Here is a 26,746-nt window from a genome sequence, read left to right on the forward strand (position 1 = left end):
AAAAGGCCGTCTGAAAATTTTCAGACGGCCTTTTATTTCATTTGCTTTGAGAATCAATCAAGCAAGATTATTTCTCAGCTTCTTCAAAACCGACGACTTCGAGGCCGAAGCCGGTGAGGCCGGTGAAGGATGAAGGCTGGCCGAGGACGCGCAGTTTTTTGACGTTGAGGCCAGCGAGAATTTGTGCGCCTATGCCGTAGCTTTTGCTGTCCCATTTGTAGGCTTGGTTTGCGCCTTTGGGCAGGGTGCGGTCGAGCAGGGTGGCGCCGTCTTCGGTACGGTGCAGGAGGATGACTACGCCGCTTTCGGCTTGTTGGATGCGCTCAAGGGCTTTGGGCAATGACCAGGAATGGCGCGGGTTGGCTTGGATGAAGTCCATGACGCTGAAGGGTTCGTGGACGCGGACGAGGGTTTCTTCGTCGGCGGTTGGTGTACCTTTGACGAGGGCGAGGTGGGTTTCGCCTGAGAGTTTGTCGACGTAAACGTGTTGTTGGAACTCGCCCCACGGGGTTTGTACGGGTGCGTTGCCCATGTCTTCGAGCAGGCTTTCGGTGCGGCTGCGGTATTCGATGAGGGCGGTAATGGTGCCGATTTTGAGGTTGTGTTCTTCGGCGAATTTCATCAGTTCGGGCATGCGCGCCATGGTGCCGTCGTCGTTGATGATTTCGCAGATGACGGCGGCGGGAATCAGGCCGTTCATTTGTGCCAGATCAACGCCGGCTTCTGTGTGTCCTGCGCGGACGAGTACGCCGCCTTTTTGGGCACGCAATGGGAAGATGTGGCCGGGTTGGACGATGTCTTCTGGTTTGGCGGATGGGGAAACGGCGGTTTGAATGGTCAGGGCGCGATCGGCGGCGGAGATGCCGGTGGTAATGCCGTGGGCGGCTTCGATGGAGACGGTAAAGTTGGTACCGTATTGCGCGCCGTTTTTCTGGGTCATCATGGGCAGGCCGAGTTTTTCGACCATTTCGCCGTCCATCGGCAGGCAGACCAGGCCGCGTGCGTGTTTAATCATGAAGTTGATGGCTTCGGGGGTAACGAATTGGGCGGCCATCAGCAAGTCGCCTTCGTTTTCGCGGTCTTCGGCATCGGTGATGATGACCATTTTGCCGGCTTTGATGTCTGCTAGGATTTCTGGGATGGTGGAGATGTGGGACATGGTATTTCTTTCTTGGCTGATGGTGGGGGCGTGGCGGTCTTGGTGGTCTTGATCCAGCCACATGTCAGGCATATTGGCTGCCTGCTCGATTTTTCGGGCTTTTTTCTCGCCGAAAGATTTGTTTTTCAACAGGGCGGACAGCTCGCCTTGGTTGATGGCGATGGCTTGTGCAAACTTGGTCTGCTGGCCGTTGTGGTGTTGTGTTATCCATTGCCGCAGGTTGTGGCGGCGCAGGTCGGTGGTGTTCATGATGAGATGGAATTGAATTGTGTGTAATGGATTGTAGTCTTGTCTTTACCAAAAGGCAAACTTTGTTTATTGAGTTTTTTTATTACTTTTTAGTAATAAGTTTTAATATTTCAGACGGCCTGGGTATGGCTTGAAATTGACGGTTTTGGGAGAATATGGGGAATGTTTTGATGATTATTTTAACGGGGGATGTTTGAAATGAAAATGCTTGGGCGCGGATTGGTCGTGCTGGTGTTGTGTGCGCTGACGGCTGCAGGCGGCTGGTTTTATGCCCTGCATGGTCAGAACGAAGAACATCAGGTTTTGTCCCGTGAGGGGGTTTTGATGCAGATTAAGCAGATGAACCGCTTGGAAAGTACGGCATTTTATATCGATACGATTATCCGTACGGAGAAAAAAGGGGATTGGCGCAGGCTTTGGCAGGATTCTCAAAGCGGTATTTTTATTGTGCGCGGTAAGGTGTTGGCCGGTTTGGATTTGGACAAGTTAGGCGCGGACAATGTCAATATTGTGGACGACAAGGTCTTAATCAGCCTGCCGGCGGTGGAAATTTTGAGCGTGGATTTGGAAAATATCGAAGTGTACGATATTCAGACCGGCTCGTTTAATTTGCTGCCTATGGATAAGTCGGTATTTAAGACGGTGCAGGAAGAAGCGAAAAGGCAGGTATTGCAAAGCGCGTGTAAGGCTGAGATTTTGGAGCATGCCAACCGTCAGGCGCAAATCCAGTTGGAAAACTTATTTGCATTGACGCAGACGAAGGTGTCCGTCTATCCGGCTGCGGTAGGGAAGTGCGGTTAAATAGATTGCTTGAAAAGATAAGGCCGTCTGAAAAATTTTCAGACGGCCTTTGTTTCATCAAGCCATTATCCGCGTCGTAAAACGGCGGTATTGATGTATTTTTGAATACCGGTGGCAATGGCTTGGGCGCATTGTTGGCGGAAGGATTCGCTGCCGAGTAGCCGCTCTTCGGTAGGGTTGGAGAGGAAGGCGGTTTCCACCAAAATGGACGGAACATCCGGCGCGCGGAGGACAGCGAAGTTGGCTTCGTCAACGCGGCCTTTGTGTAATTGGTTGAGTTTGCCCAATTCGGTCAAGACGGAATGGCCGAGTTTGCGGCTGTCACGCAGGGTCGCGGTTTGGGTCATGTCCAAAATCGTGTTGTCGACATTGGGGTTGCCGCTGGTTTGTACGCCGCCGATGGCGTCGGCGTTGTTTTGGGTTTGGGCAAGGAATTTTGCCGCCGAGCTGGTCGCTCCTTTGGTATTGAGCATATATACGCCGGTACCGCGAGCGGACGGGCTGGTAAAGGCATCGGCGTGGATGGACACGAATACGTCGGCATTGCGTGCACGGCCTTTGGCAACGCGTACGCCCAATGGGATAAAGATGTCTTCGTTGCGCGTCATGAATACGTTGTAACCCAAGGCTTCGAGGCGTTTTTTGGTTTCGCGTGCAATGGAGAGTACAACGTTTTTTTCTTTGAGGCCGCTCGGGCCGATTGCGCCGGGGTCTTCGCCACCGTGACCGGGGTCAATCATAATCACGGGACGGCGGTTGCCGCCGCTGCCGCGATTGTTTTTAGGGGCAGGGGTGTCGTATGCGATATTGGTATTCGGACGTTGTTTGGGGACATTGCCGTTGAGCAAGGCCATCATCGGGTCGTTGGCATCTGCGCCGTGCGGATAGAGGTCGATAACCAAGCGGTTTCTGAAGTTGCCGACGGGGGCGAGCGCAAAGACTTGCGGATGGGAGCTTTGTTTGAGGTCGATGACGATACGCACGGTATTGGGCGTATTTTGACCAGCACGAATGCTGCGGATAAAAGGGTCGTTAGACAGCACTTTGCTGGAAATGCCTTGCAGGACGCTGTTGATTTCCGCTCCTTGAATATCTACAACCAACCGGCTGGGGTTGTCCAACATAAAATGTTGGTATTTCATCGAATGGTTGCTCTCAAGGGTAACGCGTGTGTAGGCGTTCGCCGGCCAAATGCGGACGGCAAGGAATTGCGCAGGAGAGGCCGGTTTGGCCAATGCGGCACCAACGGGCGTGAGGGTGAGAAATAGTCCTGTGCCTTGACGGAGAATGTGTCTTCTAGTTAATTTGACCATGATTCTAAACTTTTTCGGCCTTGGTTTGTGTGGGCGGAAAAGGTGCAGGTTCTGCCCTTATCGGTGTACGTCAATGTAATGGTAATGTCTGCCGGAGGCGTGAATTCCCCACCTTGCTGCGGCCATTCGATGAGGCAGATGCTGTCGGGCGCAAACAATTCGTCCAAACCGGCATCTTCCCATTCCTCGGGCATGGTAAAGCGGTAGAGGTCGAAATGGTGGAGGGTGAATGCATCCAGCGGATAAGATTCGACAATGGTGTAAGTCGGGCTTTTGACTGCGCCCGTATGTCCCAGTCCGCGCAAAATCCCGCGTGTCAGCGTGGTTTTGCCTGCACCCAGCCCGCCTTCAAGATAGATGGTCAGCGGAGCGGAAAGCTGCTTGCTCCATTCTTCACCCAGTTGCAGGGTTGCTTCTTCATCGGGCAGAAAACGGGTGTACAGTCCGTTTGAGTGCATGGAATAGGCCTTGTCGTTCAAAAGGCTTAATTATGATGGAATTGGCGGCGTTTGCAAACCTGATAGACGATAAAGTTAGATAAAGATAGTGTTGAGGCCGTCTGAAAACGGAATTCAGACGGCCTTTAATGTTAAAATGAAAATATCCCTCACAAAATTGCGAGACAGCTTATGCCTTTATCCATAGACGAACAATTATTGCCGCACCGCAATGCCATCGACAGCATTGATGCGGAAATCCTCCGTTTGCTCAACGAGCGCGCCGGTCATGCGCATGCTATCGGCGAATTGAAAGGGACAGGCGCGGTGTACCGTCCTGAACGGGAAGTGGCCGTTTTACGCCGGATTCAGGATTTGAACCGCGGCCCCTTGCCGGATGAATCGGTTACCCGGCTGTTTCGCGAGATTATGAGCGAATGTTTGGCGGTAGAGCGTCCGCTGACGATTGCCTATTTGGGCCCGAAGGGGACATTTACCCAGCAAGCCGCCATCAAACATTTCGGCCACGCCGCACACACCATGGCGTGTACCACCATCGACAACTGCTTCAAACAAGTCGAAACGCGCCAAGCCGATTATTTGGTGGCGCCGGTGGAAAACTCGACCGAAGGCTCGGTGGGCCGTACTTTGGACTTGCTGGCTGTAACCGCGTTGAAAGCCTGCGGCGAAGTGGTTGTCCGCATTCATCACAACCTGCTGCGTAAAGACAACCACGAAATCGGCGGCATTACCAAAGTTTTTGCCCATGCCCAAGCCTTGGCGCAATGCAACGACTGGCTCGGCCGCAACCTGCCCAATGCCGAGCGTATCGCCGTAGCCAGCAATGCCGAAGCGGCGCGTTTGGTTACCGAATCTGACAGCCCGAATGTGGCCGCCATTGCCGGACGTATCGCGGCGGAAATTTATCAGTTGAGCTTTGCCGCTGAGTGTATCGAAGACGAGCCGAACAACACCACGCGCTTCTTGGTGATGGGCCATCAAGACACAGGCCGCAGCGGCAACGACAAAACTTCTTTGGTCGTCTCCGCGCCCAACCGTGCCGGTGCCGTTACTGCTTTGCTGCAACCTTTCACCGAGTTAGGCATTTCCATGACCAAATTTGAAAGCCGCCCAAGCAAATCGGTTTTGTGGGAATACCTGTTCTTCATCGACATCGAAGGCCATCAAAGCGATGAAAATGTCCAAAAAGCCTTGCAGCTTTTGGGCGAACGCGCTTCCTTCGTGAAAGTTGTCGGCTCTTATCCGACCGTTGTTTTGTAAGGATTATTGGGTATCAAAGGCCGTCTGAAAAGTTTTCAGACGGCCTAAATTATGTTCTCAATATTTGCTATTTATGCAACATTATTGGCAGATTGATGTCAGTAAGTTTGCATAATTGGAAATAAACCCTCTATAATCCGAACGTTTTTAATATTTTCATGCAAAGAAAGGAGCAAGCCATGACACGCAATATTTCAATCCGCTCAATCACATTCTTTGCAGCTCAAGCGTCGGTCTGACTTTCGGATAACGCTTTTCGCATTCCATGTCGCCCGTTTCGGGCTGCTTTCCTTACGATTATCGGCTAGAAACCAGGCCGTCTGAACATTTCTCAGACGGTGGCTATTTATTGTCATCTGCTGACGATTTCTATCCGTTTTAAAGAAAGCATAAACACATGGGCAATTATCCCCATCATATTCAAATTATTGCCGATTCAAATACATGGATTGAAGGCAACGCTGTCGCACAGCTCGAAACCACCGCCCGATTACCGCATATGTTGCGCGTTGCCGGAATGCCGGATTTACACGCTGGGCGCGGTTATCCGGTTGGCGCGGCATTTTTCAGCGACCGTCATTTTTATCCTGCCCTGATTGGAAACGACATCGGTTGCGGCATGGCGTTTTGGCAGACCGATTTACGCGCGGCCAAACTCAAACCTGCCAAACTCGCCAAACAGCTTGGCAATATCGATACGCCGCTAGATAAAGACGAACAGGTCGATTTATTAGGTGACGCTGTCGATATGCACCAATTTTCAGACGGCCTTGCTGTAGGTACGATTGGCGGCGGCAACCATTTTGCCGAGTTGCAAACCGTTGACACCGTTTATCGCACCGATTTGCTTCCGCCCGATTTTGATGAAAACCATCTGCAACTGTTGGTGCATAGCGGTTCGCGCGGATTGGGCCAGCAGATTTTGCAATACCATATTGCCGCCTTCGGGCATCAAGGTTTGGCGGAAGAGGGCGAAGCGGCGGCGGCCTATCTTGCCGAACACCAAACAGCCCTTGAATTTGCCAGCCTTAACCGCCGTTTGATTGTGGCCAGAATGCTTGACCGTTGGCGCGCAGAAGGAACATGCCTGCTCGATGTCCACCATAATTTTTTGGAACAAACCGAGATTGACGGCACAATCGGTTGGCTGCACCGAAAAGGCGCAACGCCCACCGATAAAGGCTTGGTCATGATACCCGGCTCGCGCGGCGATTACAGCTATCTGGTCCAACCTGCCGAATATTGTCAAATTTCGTTGAATACCTTGGCTCACGGCGCAGGTCGGAAATGGCAGCGCGGCGAATGCAAAGGCAGGTTGTCGCACAAATACACTGCCGACAGCCTGCGCCAGACCGAATTCGGCAGCGTAGTCGTTTGTCAGGATAAGGCCTTGATTTTTGAAGAAGCGCCGCAGGCTTATAAAAGCATCGACAGCGTTATTGCCGCCATGAAAAACGCAGGTTTGATTGAATTGGTCGCGCGGTTTAAACCTGTTTTGACTTATAAAACCGGCGGCGAGTGTGGAGCGTAAAGATGAAACAGAATACACCAGCGGTTCATCTGCAAATTTCCACCGCGCAAGGGCCGGCAGAGTGCCGAATATTTGCCCGTTTCGTCTTGGGCAAGCTGCTTGCCGAAGCCCAATCAAAAGGCATTGATGCCGAACTCGTTAACGAAACCGCCGATAAGTACGGCATTTTGTCGGCGACGCTCAAATTGGCAGGGCAAAAAGCCGAAAGTTTGGCGCAAACTTGGCAGGGGACGCTCCAATGGATATGCCCCAGCCCCGTCCGCCCGAAACATCCGCGCAAAAATTGGTATATAGGCGTTTTTCGTTTGCCCGATATGCCGCAGACGTATGAAATGCCGTCTGAAAACGGAATCGAGTTTCAAACCTGCCGTTCGGGCGGTAAAGGCGGGCAACACGTCAATAAAATCGAAAGCGCCGTCCGCGCTACCCATAAAGAAAGCGGCATTTCCGTGTGGGTCGAGAGCGAACGCAGCCAGCATGCCAATAAAAAATTGGCGGTAATGTTATTGGCGCAAAAGCTGGCAGAGCATCATGCCGGACAGGCAGGAAATTTTGCGCAGGAGCAGCACACGCAACTCTATCAAGTTGAGCGCGGCAATCCGAAAAGGACGTTTGTCGGAGCGACGTTTAAGGAGAAGTAATTTGCCTGTCGGATAAACAGGCATAGTGAAAACATAAACCAAAGGCCGTCTGAAAACTTTCAGACGGCCTTTTATCAGTTTATCGATTAGCGTTCGCTCAACGCTTGTTTCATACGCGTAATCGGTTTGATCAGGTATTGGAAGATGGTTTTTTCACCGGTTTTGATGTCTACCGTTGCAACCATACCCGGAATAATCGGCATCGGTTTGCCGTTTTTGTCTTTCAGGGAGTTGTTTTCGGTTTGGACGAGAACGCGGTAATAAACTTGGTTCGGGTCAAGTTTTAAGTCGTTGGCACGGTTTTGCATAGAGTTGCTGACGGTATCGGCGCCGACGAGGGTAACTTTGCCTTCTAAACCGCCGTAGATGGAGTAGTCGTATGCGCTGACTTTAACCAATGCAGGTTGGCCTGCGCGGATAAAGGCGATGTCTTGCGGACGGATATAGGCTTCGACCAGCAGTTTGTCATCAACCGGGACGATTTGCATGATGTCTTCGCCTGCGTTCACAACGCCGCCGATGGTGGTGACTTTTATGCCTTTGACGATGCCGCGCATAGGGGCGCGGATTTGCGAGCGTTCAACCGGGTCGGCACGCATGGCAACGTTTTCTTTGGATTGCGCCAGTTCGGATTCGGCTTGCAAGAGTTCGTTGTTGGCATCGGCTTTGTAGCGGTTGCGGCGTTCAGAGATTTGGGTGGCCAAGTCTGCGGAATCGCGGCGCATTCTTAAAAGTTCGACTTCGGAAACATAACCTTCGGAAACAAGAGGAGCAGTAATGGCAATCTCTCGATCAAGTGCGGCCTTGCTTTGGGATAGGCCGTTGATGGCATCCACCATGACTTGGCGGCGTGCTTTGTAGGCGGCGATTTCGCGACGGCGAAGCTCGGGACCCACGCTGTCAGGGAAGGAGAGCTTGGTTCCGTAGGCTTCAGCTTTAAGGCGGGCAATAGTGGCTTCGAGGTTTGCGACTTTGGCTTCGCTTTCGCGCAAAACGGCGGAGCTGCGTGTGTCGTCGAGTTTCATCAGAATCTGATCTTTCTCGACCATATCTCCTTCTTTAACCATGATTTCGGTTACGATGCCGGGATCCAGGCTTTGGATTACTTGCTCACGGCTGCTGGGAATGATATTGCCGTTGCCACGGGTAACTTCTTCGACAGGGCTGTTGTAAGCCCAAATAACGAAGACAATCATCAGAATAAAAAACAGGATGATGACAATAAACTGGCCACTGTGTTTTTCTTTTTGCAGGGCGGCGTTGAGGTCGTTGATAAGGTCGAGATCTTTGGATTTGACGTTGTTTTCGCGGCTCATAATCGTGTGTCTTTATTGTGTTTGGTGGATTTTAACCATTAGGGCAGGCTGTTTGAAAGGGCAAGTAGGTTTCAGACGGCCTTTTGCTTTATCGTGCTGCTGATTGAGAGGCAGCAGCAGCTTGTTGCTGTTGTTTGGCGTTGGCTGCTTTGGCCTGTTCGTTTTGCATGAGTTTTTGCAATACGAGGTCACGCGGGCCGTCCATCACGACTTTACCATTATCCATCACAATGATGCGGTTGACGATTTGCAGCACTTGCGGACGGTGGGTCACCAAAAGCATGGTGCGGTTGCGACCCCATTGGGCAATAGCATTGAGCGCCATGCGTTCGGTAGCCTGGTCCAGGCTGGTGGTCGGCTCGTCCAGCAAGACGACTTTCGGGTTGCGCAAGGTCATGCGTGCCAGGGCGATGATTTGTTTTTGACCGCCGGACAAGCCTAAGCCGTCTTCACCCAGAGGCATATCCAAACCACGTGGATGGTTGCGGATGATTTTGTCGAGGCCGAAGCGGTTGAGCGCAGTCAGTAAGTCTTGGTCGGTAGAGTAGCTGCCGGTACGCGCCAAGTCCATATTTTCACGCAATGTGCCGAGGAACAGGCGTGGCGATTGGCTCAACAGCAGGACTTGATCGCGCAGGAAGTTGGGGTCAAGCTGGCGCATATCGACGCCGTCAAGGGTAACGTTGCCTTTTTCAGTGTCGTACAGACCGCTGGCCAGTTTGAGCATGGTGCTTTTACCGCTGCCGATACGGCCCAAAATACCGACTTTTTCACCCGGTTTGATGGTCAGGCGCAAATCTTCGACGGCGCTGTTGTTGTCGGCTTGATATTTGAACGATACATTTTCAAAGGTAATGTTGCCTTGTACGTTGTCCAAAGTAATGTATTTGCGTTCCGGATTGCGCTCGATAGGGCGGGTAACGATGTCGTTTACACCTTTGAGGGCAAGTTTGGCCTGTTGGAAGCGGGTGGCCAAACCAGCGATTTGTGCCAACGGCGCCAAGGCGCGGCCGGACAGAATCACAGAGGCAATCAATGCACCCATGGTGATACGTTCCGCATGGTTGTCGGCATGAATCAAATAGGTACCGACGACGACCAAGAAGACGGTATTGAGCTGCTGCATGGCAACGGCGAAGTTGACCATGAAGTTGCTGGTGTCTTTGACTTTGATGGAAGAAGCGGAAGTTTTGGCGGTGTATTCGTCCCAACGTTGTTGCGCCCAAGATGTGGCGTTGTTGGTTTTCAGGGTTTCGATGCCTTCGATGGCTTCAACGGCAAGGCCGGAGCGTTGCGAACCTTCTTTCATCGATTCGTTGATGTGGCGAGAGAGCGGGCGTTGTACGACAAAACCGACAATCACGACAATCGGAATGATGGTTAGGGGAACGAGTGCCAGTTTGCCGCCGACCATGGAAATTACGAAGATAAACAGCAACAGGAAAGGCAAGTCGACAATAGTCAACAAGCTGGCACTGGTCATGAACTCTCGCACGGCTTCAAATTCGCGCAGGTTGCTGGCGTATGAACCGGAAGAAGCTGGACGGTCTGCCAGACGTAATGCCATCACGCGGCGGAACAGGGCGGAGCTGATGATCAAGTCGGCTTTTTTGCCGGCAATATCGGTCAAATGACCACGAATCATCTTGGCGGCAAATTCAAACAAAATCGCCAAGACCACGCCGATGCTCAATACCCACAAGGTTTCATAGGCCTGATTGGGAATCACGCGGTCGTACACGTTCATCACATACAGGGAGCTGACGAGCGCAAGGAAGTTGATAATGATGGTGGCCAAAATGACTTGGTAGTAGTAGCTGCGGAAACGCCAAATGACTTTCCAAAACCATGCTTTGGGCAGATGGTATTCAGGCAGCTCCGAGCGCATATCGGTCGCCATTTTGGGTTTGATAAACCAGCAGTAGCCCAAATACAGGCCGGAAAGCTGCTCGTGGCTGAGTTCCTGTTCCAAACCGTCTACTTGGCGGATATGGTATTTGCGCTCTTGGCCGGAGCCTTCGATTTGGGTGATGACCGCTGCCTCTTCGTTGTGCAGGATAATCATGACCGGCACGGCGAGCGAGGGGATGTCTTCCAGATTGCGCTTGGATAAGGTGTTTTCAAAGCCGTGGCTGCGCAGGACTTCGACCAGTGAGTGATAGTTGACCTTGAGCTTTTTGTCGCGCACGACTTCGGCGGACAAAGCGGCTTCGGATACGGGCGCACCCAAAAGGCGGGTCACTAAAACGATGTGTTCAATGATGGCTTTCATATTTTTCGCGTAATGTTTTTGATTTAACCGGTGGATATGGCTTTATTTTTTTGCCAAACCGACCCAAGCGGAGATTTTGGCCTGAGTATTTAAATAGTCGAGTGCCGCATCGCGGAAATCGTTGCGGGCGGCAACGTAATCCTGCTCGATGGAGGATAACTCGCTGTATGCGCTCAAAACGTCGGTCAGCGTACGTCTTGCAACTCTAAATTGCATTTCATAGGCTTTGATAACATCTTTTTGAGCGAGAATATGTTGAGCTGTTAATGCGGTGCGCTGTTCGCTTTCCTGCATATCGATGGCCGACGTTTGAACGCGTTCGTTCATGTCGCGCAGGATTTGTTCGGACTTGGCTTCTGCAGCAATCAATGATTTGGCATTGCGCTCTACATTGTGGCGTGCAGCAATATCCAACACATTCCATGCAACGTTTAAATAAAGCTGTCTGGTGTTGCGCGTTGCACTGCCTTCCAAATTGAGGGCAGGCAGGCGTTCGGCTTTGGAAGCGTCCAAATCGGCACGGACGCTGTCGCGTTCGGCTAATTGTGCCTGATAGGACGGATTGTTGTTACGGTTGGGGTTGTTAAAGCGTTCGCTGATGGATTTTGCTGTGTCGTTTTTAAACGGATCTTCCAAATCGTTGGCGGTCAGTTGGCGCGAGGTATAGCGGGACAGACGGCTCAGAGCCAAATCCATGGTGCGGCGTTGTTGGGCGATAATGTTGGCTACTTGCAGCTGGCGTGCGCGCGCTTCAATCAGTTCAAAGTGGCGGCCGGCATCCTGTTTGACGATTGTGGTCAAGGTTTTTATGAGGGCGTTATGGCGCGCCAAAGTCTGTTCGTTGAGGATCAGGGTTTCTTTTGCACGTAATGCGCTCAGGTAGAGGCGGCCGATATCGCTGCCCAGCTGCTCTTGGCTTTCGGTGTATTTGTGTTGATAGTATTCTTCGCGGCTGCGGTCGCGGCGGACGGCGGCTTCAATCGCACCCCATGAGTAGATGTTCACGCTGCCGCGCACGCCGATACCGTCATCCATATCGTTGCTGTTGTATTTATTGTGTTGCGCCAGCACTTTCGTGCCGGTCAGGGTAACGACAGGATAATGGCGTGCACGCGTGGCTTTGGTCGTGCTTTGTGCTGCTTCTTGAGTGGCTTTGGCTTCACGCACAATCGGGTCGCTGATTAAAGCGTCCCTGAGGATGTCTTGCAGGCTGTATGCAGAGGCCGTCTGAAACGGCAGCAGGCAGCAGGCGACGGCAATAGCCGATGACAATAAACGGGGCTTTGTGGGGGAAGAATAAATATGCGACATGATTTTTAACCAAATAATTTATATATTATCGTTGTCCGTATCGGGTATCACCTGAGGCATGACCGGGCGAATTTTGAACGAGAACACATACATTTACAAAGCATAGAGCATTTTTTCCAGCTTTTCACAATATTCTGATAAAAGGTCGAGATACATGCCTTAAAGTATATTATTGCAGAGCGCGACTATCGTTTCTAATGATTTTAATGTAAAAAATCTATCAAAAAGGCCGTCTGAAAGGATTTCAGACGGCCTTTTTCAACCTTAATCCTTACGTTGCAATACAGCGGCAAAGAAGCCGTCGGTTTGGTGTTCTCCGGAGTTGAGGCGCAGGTATTTTCCGGTATCCAAATCGACCTTCAGGCTTTGCAGCAGTTCGGCGCAGTTGACGAGTTCAAATTCGGGATGTTCGGACAGGAAACGTTCGACTTGCAGCTCGTTTTCTTCCGGCAACACGCTGCAGGTGGCGTACACCAAGCGGCCTTGCGGTTTGACCAATTTGGAGGCGGCATCGAGGATGCTGTGTTGCTGTTCCAAAAGGTTGGCCACGGTCTCGGCGGATTGGCGGTATTTGAGGTCGGGATTACGGCGTAAAGTACCCAAGCCGGAGCAGGGCGCGTCCACCAACACACGGTCGGCTTTGCCTGCCAGTCGGGCGATACGGGTATCGTGTTCGCTGCTGATGCGTTCGGGGTGGATATTGGTCAGTCCGGCACGGGTCATGCGCGGTTTGAGGTTGGCAAGGCGTTTTTCGGCGATGTCGAATGCGTAGATTCTGCCTTTGTTGGCCATTTGCGCGCCGACAGCCAAAGTTTTACCGCCGGCACCGGCACAGAAATCGACAATGATTTCGCCGCGTTTTGCGCCCACCAATAAGGCAAGCAGCTGGCTGCCTTCGTCTTGGACTTCCAGTGTACCGTCTAAAAATAGCTCGTGTTTGTTAAGCGCGATTTTGTTTTTCAGGCGGATGCCCCAAGGCGAATAAGGCGTGGCTTCTGCATCGGCACTTTCGGCTTGCAACAATGGCAGCACTTTATCGCGTTTGCCTTTCAAGGTATTGACGCGGATGTCGAGCGGGGCAGGTTGGTTGATGCTGCGGCCGAAGGCGAGAATTTCTTCTTCGCTCCAATGCTGTTGCAGCTGTTCCACCAGCCATTGCGGCAATTCTGCGGCGGTATTCAGGCCGTCTGAGAACTCGGTTTTGCGGGCTTTCAAATTGCCGAGGAACTCTGTTTCTTCTTCATCAAGCAGGTCTTTGATTTGGCTGATGTTGGTACTTCTGCCGAGAACCAGCGCGGCGAGTGCGGCTTTGCGCGGCTGCGCGTGCGGACGGCGCAGGGCGGTACTGATTTTTTGATAGTGGCGCAGTGCGGCAAAGGCGGTTTCGGCGATTTCGTGGCGGTCTTGGCGGCCGAGCTTTTTGTGTTCGCGGAAGTAGGCGGAGAGGACGGCATCGGCAGGCTGTTTGAAAGTCAGCATTTCAGCCAAAACTTTGGCGGTATGGTCGAGTTGTGCGGCGTTCATAATGTAATGGGTTCTCTTAAAGTGGGTAAATGGTTTCAGACGGCCTTCATAATGCGTTCGATTTCGTGCCAAAAGCCGTCCGGCCGTAATTCCAAAACGGCAATCAAGCCTTGGTCGATACGGCGGATTTCGGTTGCGTTTAATGTTTCGGTTTCGGCGACACGCGCAGGTGCAAGATAGGCCATGCGGTCGAGCAAGTGATAACGCGCTTCTTGGCGTTCAAACCCGTATTCCGCCCAATCTTGAATATAGATGCCGCGCCAGCCGTATGGATTAAGTGGCGGCTCAAAAGCATGGAAACCGTGTGGAAAAAAGCCGATGCCGCGCACGATGGAAGCAGGAAGCAGATTTTCCGGCAGGCCTTGTGCGGTTAAGGTTGCTTTGCCTTGCGGCGTATGCAGCAGCTGGGATTGCTGCACCAGTTTGGTGGCTTTGTCCGTCAGCATGTCTTTAGGATTGAGGCCGCGCAGGTTTTGCGCTTGGTCTCCGCCGTAGTATTTACACGCCAGCTCGATATGGTAGGGCTGTTGGTTGAGGGAAACGACGAAATCCGCAGCGCCTAAGGTTTGGCCGTCTGAAAAAACGGGCAGATTGTATGCGTGCAGTTTGGCGTGCGGCGCGTTGGCAAACCAAAAAGTCAACAGCTCTTCAGCATAAATGCCGAGACGATGACCAAACGGGGCGCGTTGGGCGAGGTAATCCATCAGCGGTGCGGGATCGGCGTCCAATGCCAAAAGGTAGCGGAAACCGTGTTCCCCCAATAGTTCGCGTACGCTCAATTCGCAACCGTTTTGCCACAAAGGGGGCGCAGTCAGCAGCGAGGCGAGGTCGCGGACGGGTTGGCTGGTGAGCTTCCACCATAATGCGTCTAGGGCGTAATTCATGCTTATCCGAATATCAGTCATGCCGTCTGAAAGGCTGGAAATGTTTTCAGACGGCCTTAATCAGTCTTTTTTATGGATACGGTGGCTGACGGTATTGAAAAAACCGCGCAGGATATCGATGTCTTCGGTTTGCGTGTTGGCGCGTCCGAACAGGCTCTGCATACGGCGCATCAGGCGCTCGCCGTTGCGGCGGTTGAAAAAGCCGATGTCGTTCATCACGCTTTCCATGTGGGCGACCATGCCTTTGATTTGCTCGTGGGTCGCGGAGTGGTCTTCCTGTTGAAGATGGGTCATGGGCGAATCGGTTTGGCTGAAGATTTCGTAGCACACGACCTGCACGGCTTGGGCGAGGTTGAGCGAGAAATAGTCGGGATTGCCGTTGATGGTCATCAGTCGGTTGCAGGCTTGGACTTCTTCGATGCTCAAGCCGAAAGTCTCGTTGCCGAAGACCAGCGCCACTTTCTCGCCGCGGTTGGCGGCCTGCAGTAATTCGGGCACCAAATTGCGCGGCGTTTGCAGCGGCGCGGTGATTTCGCGGCGGCGGCTGGTCAGGGCGCAGGCGATGGTGGTGTCGGCAAGGGCTTCGTCCAAAGAAGCGGCAATGGTGGCATTTTCCAAAACGTCTGCCGCGCCGGAAGCGAGGATGAAGCTTTCTTCCGGTAATTTAAACAATTGCGGATGCTCCGGGTCGAACACGGGCGGATTTTCCGTCATCGGCGTTGCCATCAGATTGGGGGCGACGATGGTCAGTTTGTGCAGGCCCATTGTTTTCATGGCGCGCGCGGCGGAGCCGATATTGGCGGGATGGCTGGTGCGTGTGAGGATGATGCGGATGTTGTCCAGATAAGCGGGCAGGGCAGGTTTTTCGGAAGTCATGTTTTATTTTCTGTTTGTACGGGAATCAGGTATAATGCGCCATCTTTTTGTTTTCAGACGGCCTTTTTCCATGCCGTCTGAAATGTTCTTTAACAGCATCGGAAACGATTAACAGCCTCTTGTGTGCCTTGTTCGGCGCATTAGGGCGTATTTTACCTGAATTAGGAAGAAAACCATGAATCCGTTTTTAAATACCGCTTTCAAAGCCGCCCGTAAAGCAGGGCAAATGATGATTCGCGCCGCCGGCAATCTGGATGCCGTCAAAGTAGACAGCAAAGCATTCAACGACTTCGTTTCCGATGTTGACCGCAGCTCCGAGATGATTTTGGTGGAAGCGCTCAAAGAAGCCTATCCGCATCATAAAATCACTTGCGAAGAAGGCGGCTCCCACGGTAAAGCCACCGCCGAGTACGAATGGATTATCGACCCGCTCGACGGCACGACCAACTTCCTCCACGGCCATCCTCAATACGCCATCTCTATGGCACTCTTGCACAAAGGCGTGTTGCAAGAAGCTTTGGTGTACGCACCTGAGCGCAACGACGTATATATGGCTTCCCGCGGCAAAGGCGCGTTGCTTAACGACCGCCGCATCCGCGTTTCCAACCGCATCGAATTGAACCGCTGCCTGATCGGTACCGGCTTCCCTGTTGTCGATCAAAGCATGATGGACAAGTATCTGGCGATTTTGAAAGACTTCTTGGCAAAAACCGCCGGCGGCCGTCGTGAAGGCGCAGCTTCTTTGGATTTGTGTGCCGTTGCGGCCGGCCGTTTGGACGGTTTCTTCGAGTTCAACCTCAAACCTTGGGATATTGCCGCCGGTGCATTGATTGTCCAAGAAGCAGGCGGCATCGTTACCGATATGTCCGGTAATGAAGGCTGGTTGGAAAGCGGCGATATCGTTGCGGCCAATCCTAAAGTATTGGCGCAAATGCTGAAAATTATTTCTGAGCACCAATAAGCGTTTGTAGGGAACGGTCTGTATTTATCTTTGCAGGCTAGAGTTTCAATAATCGGTAAAAGGCCGTCTGAAACCTGAAATAGGGTTTCAGACGGCCTTTTGTTTTGTTGTTAACGGATTCGGATAAGAGCTGAAAATACGCTTTTAAAGGAAGCATTTTTAATTTTGTCTGTATTTTCTATTGCTTCGCAGTTATGATGTGGATTAGCTTGGCTGAAATAATGCCGCGTGCAATCATAAAAATAGAAAGCAGAGGAGAATAATGAAACGAGATTTTGAAGCAGTAAAACGCATTGTCATTAAGATTGGAACCAGCTCTTTGGTGTTGCCAAACGGTAAAATCAATTTGGCAAAAATCGACCAACTGGCCTTTGTCATTTCCAGCTTGGTCAGTAAGGACAAAGAAATTGTGCTGGTGTCTTCCGGCGCGATGGGCTTTGGGCTGAATGTCCTCAATATGGAAAAACGTCCGGCGGAAATGGCGCAGCAGCAGGCTGTTTCCAGCGTCGGCCAAGTGGCCATGATGAGCCTTTACTCGCAGATTTTTTCCCATTATCGGATGACGGTATCGCAAATCCTGCTGACGCGTGATGTGGTCGAATATCCAGAAAGTTTGGCAAACGTTACCAATGCTTTTGAATCCCTGCTTTCCATCGGCGTCATCCCTATTGTCAATGAGAACGACGCGGTCAGCGTGGACGAGATGGACCATGCTACCAAGTTTGGTGATAACGACCGCCTGTCGGCAGTTGTGGCGAAAATCGTTAAAGCCGATTTGCTGATTATGTTGTCCGATATCGACGGTTTGTTTGATAAAAATCCGGCTGTTCACGCCGATGCCAAGCTGCGCAGCCATGTGGCCGATATTACTGAGGAAATCATTGCTTCTGCCGGCGGATCGGGCAGTAAGTTTGGTACGGGCGGCATGCTCAGTAAGATTAAGAGCGCGCAGATGATGTTTGAACATCACGGCCAGATGGTGTTGATGAACAGCGCCAATCCGCGCGATATTCTTCAGGTTTTAGATGGCGCGCCTATCGGAACTTGGTTTGCACAAGAGAAATAGGGAGGTTTGATGAGCTATATCGAACAGTTGGGCAAGAATGCCCAAAAAGCCAGTAAAACGTTAATCAGCTTGGGAAGCGTGGAAAAAAACAATTTGGTGCGTCAGGTCGCAAAGGATTTGGTTGAACAGGCTGAGGTGATTTTGGCGGAAAATGCCCGCGATTTGTCCGCTGCAAAAGAAAACGGCATTTCGGACATTATGCTCGACAGGCTGCGCTTGAATCATGAACGCATCAAAGGCATTGCAGAAGGCGTTGGGCAGGTTGCCGATTTACAAGACCCGATTGGGCAGGTTGTCCGCGGCTATACCAATTTGGACGGTTTGAAGATTGTTCAAAAACGCGTGCCTTTGGGCGTGGTCGCCATGATTTTTGAAAGCCGCCCGAATGTTTCGGTCGATGCGTTTTCTCTGGCCTTTAAAACCGGCAATGCCATTATTTTGCGTGGAGGTCGCGACGCGATCCATTCAAATACCGCATTGATTGCCGTCATCAGGCAGACTTTGGTAAAAGCGGGAATGGATGCCGATGTGGTGCAGCTGGTTGAAGATACCAGTCATGCCGCTGCCGAGGAATTGATGCAGGCAGTCGATTATATTGATGTGCTGATTCCGCGCGGCGGTGCGCGCTTGATTCAGACGGTGAAAGAGAAATCGAAAGTTCCCGTCATTGAAACCGGAGTCGGTAATTGCCATATTTATGTGGACGACAGTGCCGATTTGGAGATGGCAGTCGATATCGTCGTGAACGCCAAAACGCAGCGTCCGAGCGTGTGCAATGCAGCTGAATCTTTGGTTGTCCACGAAAAGATAGCGGAGGCGTTTTTGCCCAAACTGGAAGAAGCAGTTGCCAAAGTGCATCCGGTCGAATTTAGAGCCGATCAGGAAGCACTGCGTATGTTTAAAAATGCTGTTTTGGCAACCGAGGAAGATTACAGTACCGAGTTTCTTGACTATATTATGTCGGTCAAAACGGTAAAATCAGTGGAAGAAGCCGTCGATTGGATTAATGGCCATACGACGCATCACTCGGAAGCGATTGTGACCCAAAGCATTGCCCATGCCGAGTTTTTCCAAGAAAGCATTGATGCGGCGGCGGTTTATGTCAATGCGTCTACTCGGTTTACCGACGGCTTTGTTTTCGGATTGGGCGCGGAAATCGGTATTTCCACCCAAAAAATGCACGCCCGTGGCCCGATGGGTTTGGAAGCGCTGACTTCGACCAAATTCTATATCAATGGCAACGGTCAGATCCGACGTTGAGAAACGCCCCTCAACTTCATCAATTTGCGTATAATGGCGGGAAATTTGATTTTCCCCGAACAACCGATTTAGTAAAAAGGAACACACCATGTCCTCTATCCACGATCAAATCAAAGAAGTCGTTACCACGCACCGCGTCGTATTGTTCATGAAAGGCACGAAGCAATTCCCTCAATGCGGCTTCTCTTCCCGCGCCGTACAAATCCTGAATGCGGCAGGTTGCACCGACTATGTGACTGTCAACGTATTGGAAAACGATGCCGTACGCCAAGGCATTAAAGAATACAGCGACTGGCCGACTATTCCTCAACTGTACGTCAACGGCGAATTTGTCGGCGGTTCTGACATTTTGATGGAAATGTACGAAGCCGGCGAACTGCAAGAATTGCTGAAAGCTTAATCATCTACAATATTCCGTAATGTAAAATTGTTGACAAAGGCCGTCTGAAACCCTGATTCAGACGGCCTTTCGCATGAATACGCACTTTGCGCGCCATGCGAAAAAAAGTATAATCCCCCTCCATCAACGCAATTCGGAAAATCAACATGAACGTTACCGTTATCAACCACCCTTTAGTCCGCCACAAACTCACGCTGATGCGTGAAGCGGATTGCAGCACTTACAAATTCCGCACGCTTACTACCGAGTTGGCACGTCTGATGGCATATGAGGCCAGCCGTGATTTTGAAATTGAAAAATACATTATTGACGGCTGGTGCGGCTCTATTGAAGGCGACCGCATCAAAGGCAAAACGCTGACCGTCGTCCCGATTTTGCGTGCCGGTTTGGGTATGCTCGACGGCGTACTCGACCTGATTCCAACTGCCAAAATCAGCGTTGTCGGCTTGCAGCGCGATGAAGAAACTTTGAAACCAGTTTCTTATTTTGAAAAATTTGTTGACAGCATGGACGAACGTCCAGCTCTGATTATCGACCCAATGTTGGCGACCGGCGGCTCTATGGTTGCCACCATCGACCTTTTGAAAGCCAAAGGTTGCCGTAACATCAAAGCATTGGTATTGGTTGCCGCTCCGGAAGGCGTGAAAGCCGTCAATGACGCGCATCCTGATGTAACCATCTACACTGCCGCGCTCGACAGCCACTTGAACGAACACGGCTACATCATCCCAGGCTTGGGCGATGCCGGCGATAAGATTTTCGGTACACGTTAATTGAAATGTTTAAGGCCGTCTGAAAAGTGTCAAACATCAACTTTCAGACGGCCTTGTTATATGGTTTGCTTTAAAACCCACATCAGAAAGGACAATCATGAGCTTCCAAGATAATCTGGCCACCATGCCTGCCATCGACCATTTGAGCGGCTTGGATATTCTCGATAAAGAGGACAATGTGGTTCATCACATTCCCAATGCGCCCGGCAAACAAGGCTCGCTCAAGCTTTACTATGCTTTGGCACAAGAGTTTGACAGCAAGCTGGACGCAGCGGCAGCAGAACGCGGCCTGGCATGGTTTGCCGAACATGTTGCCGATGCCGAAGCCAATCCGGGTAAACATCCAAATATTGATTTGCTGTTTAAAGTGAAAGCTGACAATATCAGCCTGACTTTGAAACCATTGGCTGCTTAATGAATACAAAAAAGGCCGTCTGAAAACAATTTTCAGACGGCCTTTTTATATGCTTAAAGCCTTAAGCGATAGAAGCTTCAACGAATGCAGTCAGTTGACCTTTAGCCAATGCGCCGACTTTAGTGGCAACGTTTTCGCCGTTTTTGAACACCATCAGGGTAGGGATGCCGCGAACGCCAAATTTGGCAGGAGTGGCTTCATTGTCGTCGATGTTGATTTTAACGACTTTCAGACGGCCTTGGAATTCGGAGGCGATGTCGTCCAAGATTGGGGCAATCATTTTGCAAGGGCCGCACCATGGTGCCCAGAAGTCCAGCAATACAGGTACGTCGGATTTCAAAACGTCTTGTTCGAAGCTGGCATCGCTGGCGTGGATAATCAATTCGCTGCTCATGTTTGTTTCCTTTTAAATCGGGATTAATGAATACGTTGTTCAGAATAGTGGCAGACAGGGAAAATTTCAAGTGCCGCCGTCCGGTAATAGTTTTTTTGAAATGCGTCTATCGTAATCCTTAAAGATTCAGACGGCCTCTTGAACCATGTGGCCGGAGTGGGCAATCAAATGGCGCGTGTAGTCGCTGCTTGGATTGGCAAACACGTTTTCGCATTCGCCTTCCTCAACGACTTTGCCGTCTTTCAACACCATCACGCGGTGGGAAATGGCGCGGATGACGGCGAGGTCGTGGCTGATGATGATGAAGGCGAGGCCGTATTCTTTTTGCAGGCTGCTGAGCAATTCAAGGATTTGTTGTTGCCATTGGACATCAAGCGCGCTGGTTGGTTCATCCAATACGAGGATTTTTGGGCGGACAATGATGGCGCGGGCGATGGCGAGGCGTTGGCGCTGGCCGCCGGAGAATGCGTGCGGATAGCGTTCGAGTGCGTCTTCGGGCAGGCCGACTTGTTTGAGGACTTCCTCGACGCGGCGGCGCATTTCTTCGTGCGGCATTTCAGGTTCGTGTACGCGTAAGGCCTCGGAAACGGTATCGAAGACGTTCATGCGCGGATTGAATGCGCCGAACGGGTCTTGGAACACCATTTGGATTTCGCGTCTCAATTCGCGTTTCCATGGCTCGCCGTTGACAATCAGGCTGCCTTCGGAATCGATAAGGTGCATAACGGCTTTCGCCAGCGTGGTTTTGCCGCAACCGCTTTCGCCAATGATGCCCAATGTCTCCCCCGATTTGAGATCGAAAGAAATGGGGTTGAGGATGGTTTTGTCGCGTTTTTTAAACCAGCCGTCTGATTCTTTGATGGAAAAGGCGATTTGTTCGGCCTTAAGGACGGTGGCCGGGTTTGCAGGTAAAGGAGCCACTTTGCGCATTGTGCCGGCGTTGAGCAGCATTTTGGTGTATTCGTGCTGCGGATTGGCGAAGACTTCGGCTGCTTTGCCGGTTTCAAGAATACGGCCGTTACGCATAACGGCGACATCATCGGCAAAACGGCGTACAAGGTTCAAGTCGTGCGTAATGTAGAGCATGGTCATGCCGTGGTCTTCTTGCAGGCGTGAGAGCAGGTCGAGGATTTGGGCTTGGACGGCAACGTCCAAAGCGGTGGTCGGTTCGTCGGCAATCAGGAGCTTGGGCTGGGCTGATACGGCCATGGCAATCATGGCGCGTTGGCGTTGGCCGCCGGAAAGTTGGAAAGGGTATGCCTGGGCTTTTTGCTCGGGCTGGTGGATGCCGGTTTCGTCCAAGAGTTCGATAGCGCGCGTCCATGCCTGTTTTTTATCCAAACCCAAATGCAGGGACAGGACTTCGGCGATTTGTTCGCCGACGCGCATGACGGGGTTGAGGGCGGTCATGGGTTCTTGAAACACCATGCCGATTTCGCGGCCGCGCAGTTTTTGCAGGGCGCGTTCGGGCTGGGTCAGCAGATTGGTTCCGCAATATTTCAGACTGCCTTCAAAGGTAACCATTGGATTAAGGCGCATAATGCCTTGCGACAATACGGTTTTGCCGCTGCCGCTCTCGCCGACCAATGCCAGTTTGCGGCCAGGTTGCAGGGTAAGGTTGATATCGTACAAAACTTGTTTGCTCGGAAAGGAGCCGTTTAGGTTTTCGATTTCGAGTATAGGTGTAGTCATGGTCGTGGCCGTCTGAAAAGTTTGTTGATGACAGGTTTTCACACGGCCTGCATGAATCAAGGGGCCGTCTGAAACAGAGGTTTAGTCTTGAAACTGTTCTTTGAGTTTGCGTTTTAACACTTTGCCGGTGGCATTGCGCGGCAGCTCGTCTTGGAAGATGACTTGTTTTGGGATTTTAAAGTTTGCCAACAGGCCGCGCAGGTGGCTGCGGACTTCGGCTTCTTCCAGCTTCATGCCTTCTTTGAGTTGGATAAAGGCAATGATTTCTTCATCGGCGTATTGGTCCCTCACGCCGATTACAGCAGTGGCTTCCACAGCTTCGAGTTTGTAAATGGCTTCTTCGATTTCGCGTGGATAGACGTTTTGGCCTTTGGAGATAATCAGGTCTTTTTTGCGGTCAACGATGAAGATGAAGCCGTCTTCATCAATAGTGACGAAGTCGCCGGTTTTCAGCCAACCGTTGACAATGGTTTCATCTGTGGCGTCAGGCATATTGAGGTAGCCTTGCATCACCGAGTCGCCTTTGATGATGAGTTCGCCCACTTCGCCGCGCGGCACTTCGATCAATTCGTCATCGACGGCTTTCACGGTGAGGCCGGGCAGGGCAACGCCGACGCTGGCGGTTTTTTGGCGGTCGGGCGTATTGACGGCCACAACGGGCGAGCATTCGCTCAAGCCGTAGCCTTCCAGCAATTTGGCGCGCGGGAATTTGGCTTTAAAGTCGTCGATGGTTTGTCCGGCCAGAGGCGCACCGCCGCTAATAAACAGACGGACGCGGTTGAACCATCTGAAATACCAAGGGATTTTAGTTTTACTCATGGCGGTGTAAATGGCCGGTACGCCGAGGAAAATGGTAGCGCGTTTGAGTAAAACCTGTTTCAACACGTTGGAGAACGGGAAGACGGATTTGACCAAAATAATCGAGCAGGCTTGATATATCGGCAGCAAAACCATGGCGGTCAGCGTAAAGCTGTGGAACATAGGCAAGAAGACGACGAAGCGGTCTTTTTGCGAAATTTGGAAAATTTGTTCGATGCCTGAAAGGTTGGAAAACAGGTTGCTGTAACTGATTAATGCGCCTTTGGGGTGGCCGGTTGTGCCGGAGGTGTAGATAATGTGCGCCAAATCGTTGGCAGACGGCTGACGGCTCAGATTCGGTTTGCCGGGGAATGTTCGCGCGGCATCGAAATAGCTGTCATCACTACTGGCGGCTTTGGTTTCGCCAATCCAGATGATTTTATTGACTTTGGTTTTGGCTTTGATGTTTTTGAGTTCTTTGGCCAACGGCGCTGAGGCGAACATGAAGCGTGCGCCGCAATCATTGAGAATGTAGGAAAATTCTTCGCTTTTCAAAAAGACGTTCAGTGGGACGGCTACCGCGCCGATGGAAGTAATGGCGAAATAGGCGGCAATAAATTCGGGTGAGTTGGAAACGACAAGGGCAACCCTGTCGCCATATTGTACGCCTTGGTGTTGTAGATAGGCGGCGACGGTTTCTACTTCGTGTTTGAGGGAGGAATAGCTGATTTTTTCTTTGTCGTTGAAAATGACTGTGCCTTTACCGTTTTTTTGGCAGGCTGCAGTCAGCATAGCGTAAAAATTAGGGTGGGTGTGCATTTCGGAGTTTGTGTCCATATTGTGTCGATTGATGTACGGTTTCGATGAACCGTTTATTTCGAAGGATAGGTTTTACATCCTATCGGTAAAATAAGCAAGAGGCCGTCTGAAAATACTTTCAGACGGCCTTGAGCTTTGCTGGGCTTAGGAAAGCAATATTTTGAATTTAAACTTATTTATTGTGTTGATGGGAATATTCCCATTCTTCAAAAGTTTGCCGTTCTGAAGATAGCGCAAGCCGATTGCGTTTCTGTCTCAAGCCATTTCGAGTTTACCGTTGAGTTTGAGGCAGAATCCTGATGACGGGTTGGCAGAGCCAATGTTTAGAGATTTTGAGACCTAGCCATTGTTCAGACGGCCATCGGGTACTTTCTTAAACAGGCGATAGAAATTGTCGCTGGTGTTTTGTGCCAATGTTTCCAAGCTCTCGCCGCGCAGATTGGCTAAGAACTCGGCCGTATAGCGAACGTAGGAAGGCTCGTTTTGTTTGCCGCGTTTGGGAACTGGTGCGAGGAAGGGCGCATCGGTTTCTACCAAGATTCTATCGGCAGGGACGTATTTGGCGGCTTCCTGTATCAGCGGTGCGTTTTTAAACGTCACAATGCCGGAGAAGGAAATGTATAACCCCAAATCCAAAGCGGCTTTGGCAAAGGCGACGTCTTCAGAGAAGCAGTGAATCACGCCGGAGTTGGTATGGCATTCTTTCAAGATCCGCAATGTGTCTTCGGCCGCATCGCGCGTGTGGACGATAACGGGCAGGCCGCTTTCGTTGGCGGCTTGGATATGGTCGGTAAAGCGTTGATGTTGCCATGACAAATCGCCTTTGCACCAGTAATAGTCCAAACCGGTTTCGCCGATACCGACGATTTTGGGATGTTTGGCCGCTTCTACCATTTCGGCAATGGTAAATTCTTCTGCTTCTTGGCTGTCGGGATGTATGCCGATGGTGCAGTAGATGTGGTCGTTTGCCTGAGCAATGTCGAAGACTTCGGCAAAACTTTGTTTGCTGACGCTGATGGCAAGCGCCTGTTTGACGCTTTGCGCTTCCATGTTGGCAAAGACTTCGGGCAGGCGGTCTTTTAAGCCGTCAAAGTTGAGATGGCAATGTGAATCGATTAAATACATGGTATTTATTACAGGGTAAAAGTAGTGCGGTCGCTGCGCAGACGCGGGCCAAGCTCGGCTTCGATCAGGTTTTTTGCCTGCAGGCAGCTTTCGTGTTCGGAGAATGCAAGTCCTACGCCTTTGGGACGGTGGGCTGAAGTGCGCGCCGGATTGATCCAAACGACTTTGGTGGGCAGGAAGCGTTTGGGATAGTCGGCGATTTCGACGGCCAAGAGGATGTCTTCGCCTAGTGAGAATACGTCATCGGTCGGTACGAACAGGCCGCCGTGTTCTAAAAACGGCATATAGCAGTTGTACAACAAATTGGGGTCTTTGAGTTGCAAAGCCAACATCTTCGCCGGAATGTCTTTTTTATTCATCATTGATTACCTGTTAGGGTTTGTTTTGCCAAAAATCCAAATATTCGATAAGCAGATACTCAAGCTGCATTTTAACACTCAAGGTATGATATCCGTAAGGGTTGAGCGCGTTCAGACGGCCCAATAGGGCAAACAGCTTGCGTGAATCGGTTTTAGAGGCTGTCTGAAGCAGGGCTTGGGCATGGTGCGGATAATAAAGCGGCGCCATGTTTTGTTGTGCCAAGCCGACATCCATCAGCCACTTTTGCAGCCAGTCGATGAAAACGGCCAGCGGTTGTTTTTGTTTGTCGAACGCGGCGGCGTAGTCGAGTATGGCCAACAGGCGCGGGGCAGCCAGCAGCGTCAGCAACTCTTCGCGTAATGCGTCCAATTCTGGAGTCGGCGTGAATAAAGGTGCGCCGCTGTGGAATGCCAACATGGCTTCGGCATTTTCCACGCCCTGTTGGCGCAGGTATGCCGCAGCCTGCTCATGGGTAGGCGAGGGCAGCACCATCTGGCGGCAACGGCTTTTGATGGTGGGCAGGAGTTTGTCGCGTGCATGGGTAACGAGCAGGAAAACGACGTGTTGCGGCGGCTCTTCCAGAGCTTTCAACAAACCGTTTGCCGCCTGTGTGTTCATGCTTTCCGCCGGATGCACCAATACCACGCGCAGGCCGCCACGGACAGCAGTCAGGTAAATGTTTTCCACAATATCGCGCACGGCATCGATTTTGATTTGCAGGAGTTTGCGTCCTGTTGCCTCGTCTTCGGGAATTTCCGGCGTGAGTTCATAAAAGTCGGGATGGGTATTTTGGCTGAATAAATGACACGAAGCACACTCGCCGCAGGGTTCATGACCGGACTTGGGCGATTCGCACAGCAATGCCTGCGCGACAAAGCGGGCAAACTCGGTTTTGCCGGTATTTTCTTTGCCGGTAAACAGCCAGGCGTTGGGACGGTTTTGCCAATGGGCGGCGAGCTGTTGCCATTGGGTTTCATGCCATGGATAAATCATATCGTTTGGGAACTATAAGGTAGGTGGTTATTATACTCTCAGGCCGTCTGAAAAAGGTTTCAGACGGCCTTTAATAAACTGCCTAAAAATTAATC

25 protein-coding genes are annotated in these 26,746 nt (G+C 51.4%); 10 read left to right on the forward strand and 15 right to left on the reverse strand.

The window, feature by feature from the left end; genetic code table 11:
* Window positions 1-67 precede the first annotated feature (67 nt).
* A complete protein-coding gene (gene ribBA / locus HMPREF3139_RS07730) occupies window positions 68-1,411 on the reverse strand; it encodes a bifunctional 3,4-dihydroxy-2-butanone-4-phosphate synthase/GTP cyclohydrolase II (protein ID WP_210388925.1) in 1,344 nt (447 codons plus the stop codon).
* 195 nt (window positions 1,412-1,606) lie between these two features.
* Here ribBA and HMPREF3139_RS07735 point away from each other — a divergent pair, with 195 nt between their 5' ends.
* Window positions 1,607-2,209, forward strand: a complete 603-nt coding sequence (locus HMPREF3139_RS07735) for a DUF4230 domain-containing protein (protein ID WP_070461518.1) — start codon at window positions 1,607-1,609, stop codon at window positions 2,207-2,209.
* A gap of 65 nt (window positions 2,210-2,274) precedes the next feature.
* Here the strand turns inward: HMPREF3139_RS07735 and HMPREF3139_RS07740 are convergent, their stop codons facing one another.
* Window positions 2,275-3,522: an N-acetylmuramoyl-L-alanine amidase gene (locus HMPREF3139_RS07740; RefSeq protein ID WP_070461460.1), complete on the reverse strand. Its 1,248-nt coding sequence runs from the start codon at window positions 3,520-3,522 to the stop codon at window positions 2,275-2,277.
* Window positions 3,510-3,980, reverse strand: a complete 471-nt coding sequence (tsaE, locus tag HMPREF3139_RS07745; protein ID WP_063068225.1) for a tRNA (adenosine(37)-N6)-threonylcarbamoyltransferase complex ATPase subunit type 1 TsaE — start codon at window positions 3,978-3,980, stop codon at window positions 3,510-3,512. The genes HMPREF3139_RS07740 and tsaE overlap by 13 nt, the downstream gene beginning before the upstream one ends.
* A gap of 171 nt (window positions 3,981-4,151) precedes the next feature.
* Between tsaE and pheA the strand changes: the two genes are divergently transcribed.
* From pheA to prfH, 3 genes are all read left to right on the forward strand, one after another.
* Complete coding sequence (pheA, locus tag HMPREF3139_RS07750; RefSeq protein WP_070461461.1) at window positions 4,152-5,240, forward strand: prephenate dehydratase; 1,089 nt, start codon at window positions 4,152-4,154, stop codon at window positions 5,238-5,240.
* 397 nt (window positions 5,241-5,637) lie between these two features.
* Window positions 5,638-6,771, forward strand: coding sequence for an RNA ligase RtcB family protein (locus HMPREF3139_RS07755; protein ID WP_070461462.1), 1,134 nt, complete (start codon window positions 5,638-5,640; stop codon window positions 6,769-6,771).
* Window positions 6,772-6,773: 2 nt separating this feature from the next.
* A complete protein-coding gene (gene prfH, locus HMPREF3139_RS07760; protein WP_070461463.1) occupies window positions 6,774-7,412 on the forward strand; it encodes a peptide chain release factor H in 639 nt (212 codons plus the stop codon).
* Between the two features lie 86 nt (window positions 7,413-7,498).
* On the opposite strand, the gene HMPREF3139_RS07765 is transcribed toward prfH, so the two are convergent.
* From HMPREF3139_RS07765 to HMPREF3139_RS07790, 6 genes are all read right to left on the reverse strand, one after another.
* Window positions 7,499-8,728 carry an HlyD family type I secretion periplasmic adaptor subunit gene (locus HMPREF3139_RS07765; protein WP_070461464.1) on the reverse strand — a complete coding sequence of 410 codons (1,230 nt, stop codon included), beginning with the start codon at window positions 8,726-8,728 and terminating at the stop codon, window positions 7,499-7,501.
* 88 nt (window positions 8,729-8,816) lie between these two features.
* The gene (locus HMPREF3139_RS07770; RefSeq protein WP_070461465.1) at window positions 8,817-11,000 is read right to left on the reverse strand and encodes a type I secretion system permease/ATPase; all 2,184 of its coding nucleotides are present in this window, start codon (window positions 10,998-11,000) and stop codon (window positions 8,817-8,819) included.
* Between the two features lie 42 nt (window positions 11,001-11,042).
* Window positions 11,043-12,272 carry a TolC family protein gene (locus tag HMPREF3139_RS07775; RefSeq protein WP_070461519.1) on the reverse strand — a complete coding sequence of 410 codons (1,230 nt, stop codon included), beginning with the start codon at window positions 12,270-12,272 and terminating at the stop codon, window positions 11,043-11,045.
* Window positions 12,273-12,575: 303 nt separating this feature from the next.
* The gene (locus HMPREF3139_RS07780) at window positions 12,576-13,835 is read right to left on the reverse strand and encodes an RsmB/NOP family class I SAM-dependent RNA methyltransferase (RefSeq protein WP_070461466.1); all 1,260 of its coding nucleotides are present in this window, start codon (window positions 13,833-13,835) and stop codon (window positions 12,576-12,578) included.
* 35 nt (window positions 13,836-13,870) lie between these two features.
* Window positions 13,871-14,740, reverse strand: a complete 870-nt coding sequence (locus tag HMPREF3139_RS07785) for a DUF1853 family protein (protein ID WP_070461467.1) — start codon at window positions 14,738-14,740, stop codon at window positions 13,871-13,873.
* 39 nt (window positions 14,741-14,779) lie between these two features.
* Entirely contained in the window at window positions 14,780-15,595 is an 816-nt protein-coding gene (locus HMPREF3139_RS07790) for an RNA methyltransferase (RefSeq protein ID WP_070461468.1), read from the reverse strand.
* 175 nt (window positions 15,596-15,770) lie between these two features.
* Here HMPREF3139_RS07790 and HMPREF3139_RS07795 point away from each other — a divergent pair, with 175 nt between their 5' ends.
* The 6 genes from HMPREF3139_RS07795 to HMPREF3139_RS07820 all read left to right on the forward strand — a co-directional run bounded on the left by HMPREF3139_RS07795 (window position 15,771) and on the right by HMPREF3139_RS07820 (window position 20,470).
* On the forward strand, window positions 15,771-16,556 hold the full coding sequence (locus HMPREF3139_RS07795; RefSeq protein WP_070461469.1) for an inositol monophosphatase family protein: 786 nt from the start codon (window positions 15,771-15,773) through the stop codon (window positions 16,554-16,556).
* Window positions 16,557-16,818: 262 nt separating this feature from the next.
* A complete protein-coding gene (gene proB, locus HMPREF3139_RS07800; protein WP_070461470.1) occupies window positions 16,819-17,622 on the forward strand; it encodes a glutamate 5-kinase in 804 nt (267 codons plus the stop codon).
* 9 nt (window positions 17,623-17,631) lie between these two features.
* Complete coding sequence (locus HMPREF3139_RS07805) at window positions 17,632-18,882, forward strand: glutamate-5-semialdehyde dehydrogenase (RefSeq protein ID WP_070461471.1); 1,251 nt, start codon at window positions 17,632-17,634, stop codon at window positions 18,880-18,882.
* A gap of 88 nt (window positions 18,883-18,970) precedes the next feature.
* Window positions 18,971-19,282, forward strand: a complete 312-nt coding sequence (gene grxD / locus HMPREF3139_RS07810; RefSeq protein WP_003681608.1) for a Grx4 family monothiol glutaredoxin — start codon at window positions 18,971-18,973, stop codon at window positions 19,280-19,282.
* A gap of 146 nt (window positions 19,283-19,428) precedes the next feature.
* Complete coding sequence (gene upp, locus HMPREF3139_RS07815) at window positions 19,429-20,055, forward strand: uracil phosphoribosyltransferase (RefSeq protein ID WP_004519527.1); 627 nt, start codon at window positions 19,429-19,431, stop codon at window positions 20,053-20,055.
* A 97-nt stretch (window positions 20,056-20,152) separates the two neighbouring features.
* Window positions 20,153-20,470: a DUF2322 family protein gene (locus HMPREF3139_RS07820; protein WP_070461472.1), complete on the forward strand. Its 318-nt coding sequence runs from the start codon at window positions 20,153-20,155 to the stop codon at window positions 20,468-20,470.
* Window positions 20,471-20,531: 61 nt separating this feature from the next.
* Here HMPREF3139_RS07820 and trxA read toward each other — a convergent pair whose 3' ends face one another.
* The 6 genes from trxA to HMPREF3139_RS07850 all read right to left on the reverse strand — a co-directional run bounded on the left by trxA (window position 20,532) and on the right by HMPREF3139_RS07850 (window position 26,651).
* A complete protein-coding gene (trxA, locus tag HMPREF3139_RS07825; protein ID WP_003681479.1) occupies window positions 20,532-20,864 on the reverse strand; it encodes a thioredoxin TrxA in 333 nt (110 codons plus the stop codon).
* A gap of 126 nt (window positions 20,865-20,990) precedes the next feature.
* Entirely contained in the window at window positions 20,991-22,556 is a 1,566-nt protein-coding gene (locus tag HMPREF3139_RS07830) for an ABC transporter ATP-binding protein (RefSeq protein WP_070461473.1), read from the reverse strand.
* A gap of 81 nt (window positions 22,557-22,637) precedes the next feature.
* A complete protein-coding gene (locus HMPREF3139_RS07835) occupies window positions 22,638-24,191 on the reverse strand; it encodes a fatty acid--CoA ligase (RefSeq protein ID WP_070461474.1) in 1,554 nt (517 codons plus the stop codon).
* A 321-nt stretch (window positions 24,192-24,512) separates the two neighbouring features.
* A complete protein-coding gene (locus HMPREF3139_RS07840) occupies window positions 24,513-25,298 on the reverse strand; it encodes a TatD family hydrolase (RefSeq protein ID WP_070461475.1) in 786 nt (261 codons plus the stop codon).
* Between the two features lie 8 nt (window positions 25,299-25,306).
* Window positions 25,307-25,660, reverse strand: a complete 354-nt coding sequence (locus tag HMPREF3139_RS07845; protein WP_003682949.1) for a PilZ domain-containing protein — start codon at window positions 25,658-25,660, stop codon at window positions 25,307-25,309.
* Window positions 25,661-25,670: 10 nt separating this feature from the next.
* Window positions 25,671-26,651 carry a DNA polymerase III subunit delta' gene (locus tag HMPREF3139_RS07850; RefSeq protein ID WP_070461476.1) on the reverse strand — a complete coding sequence of 327 codons (981 nt, stop codon included), beginning with the start codon at window positions 26,649-26,651 and terminating at the stop codon, window positions 25,671-25,673.
* Window positions 26,652-26,746: the final 95 nt, after the last annotated feature.

The organism is Neisseria sp. HMSC15G01, from assembly GCF_001808255.1.
Lineage (GTDB): Bacteria > Pseudomonadota > Gammaproteobacteria > Burkholderiales > Neisseriaceae > Neisseria > Neisseria subflava_A.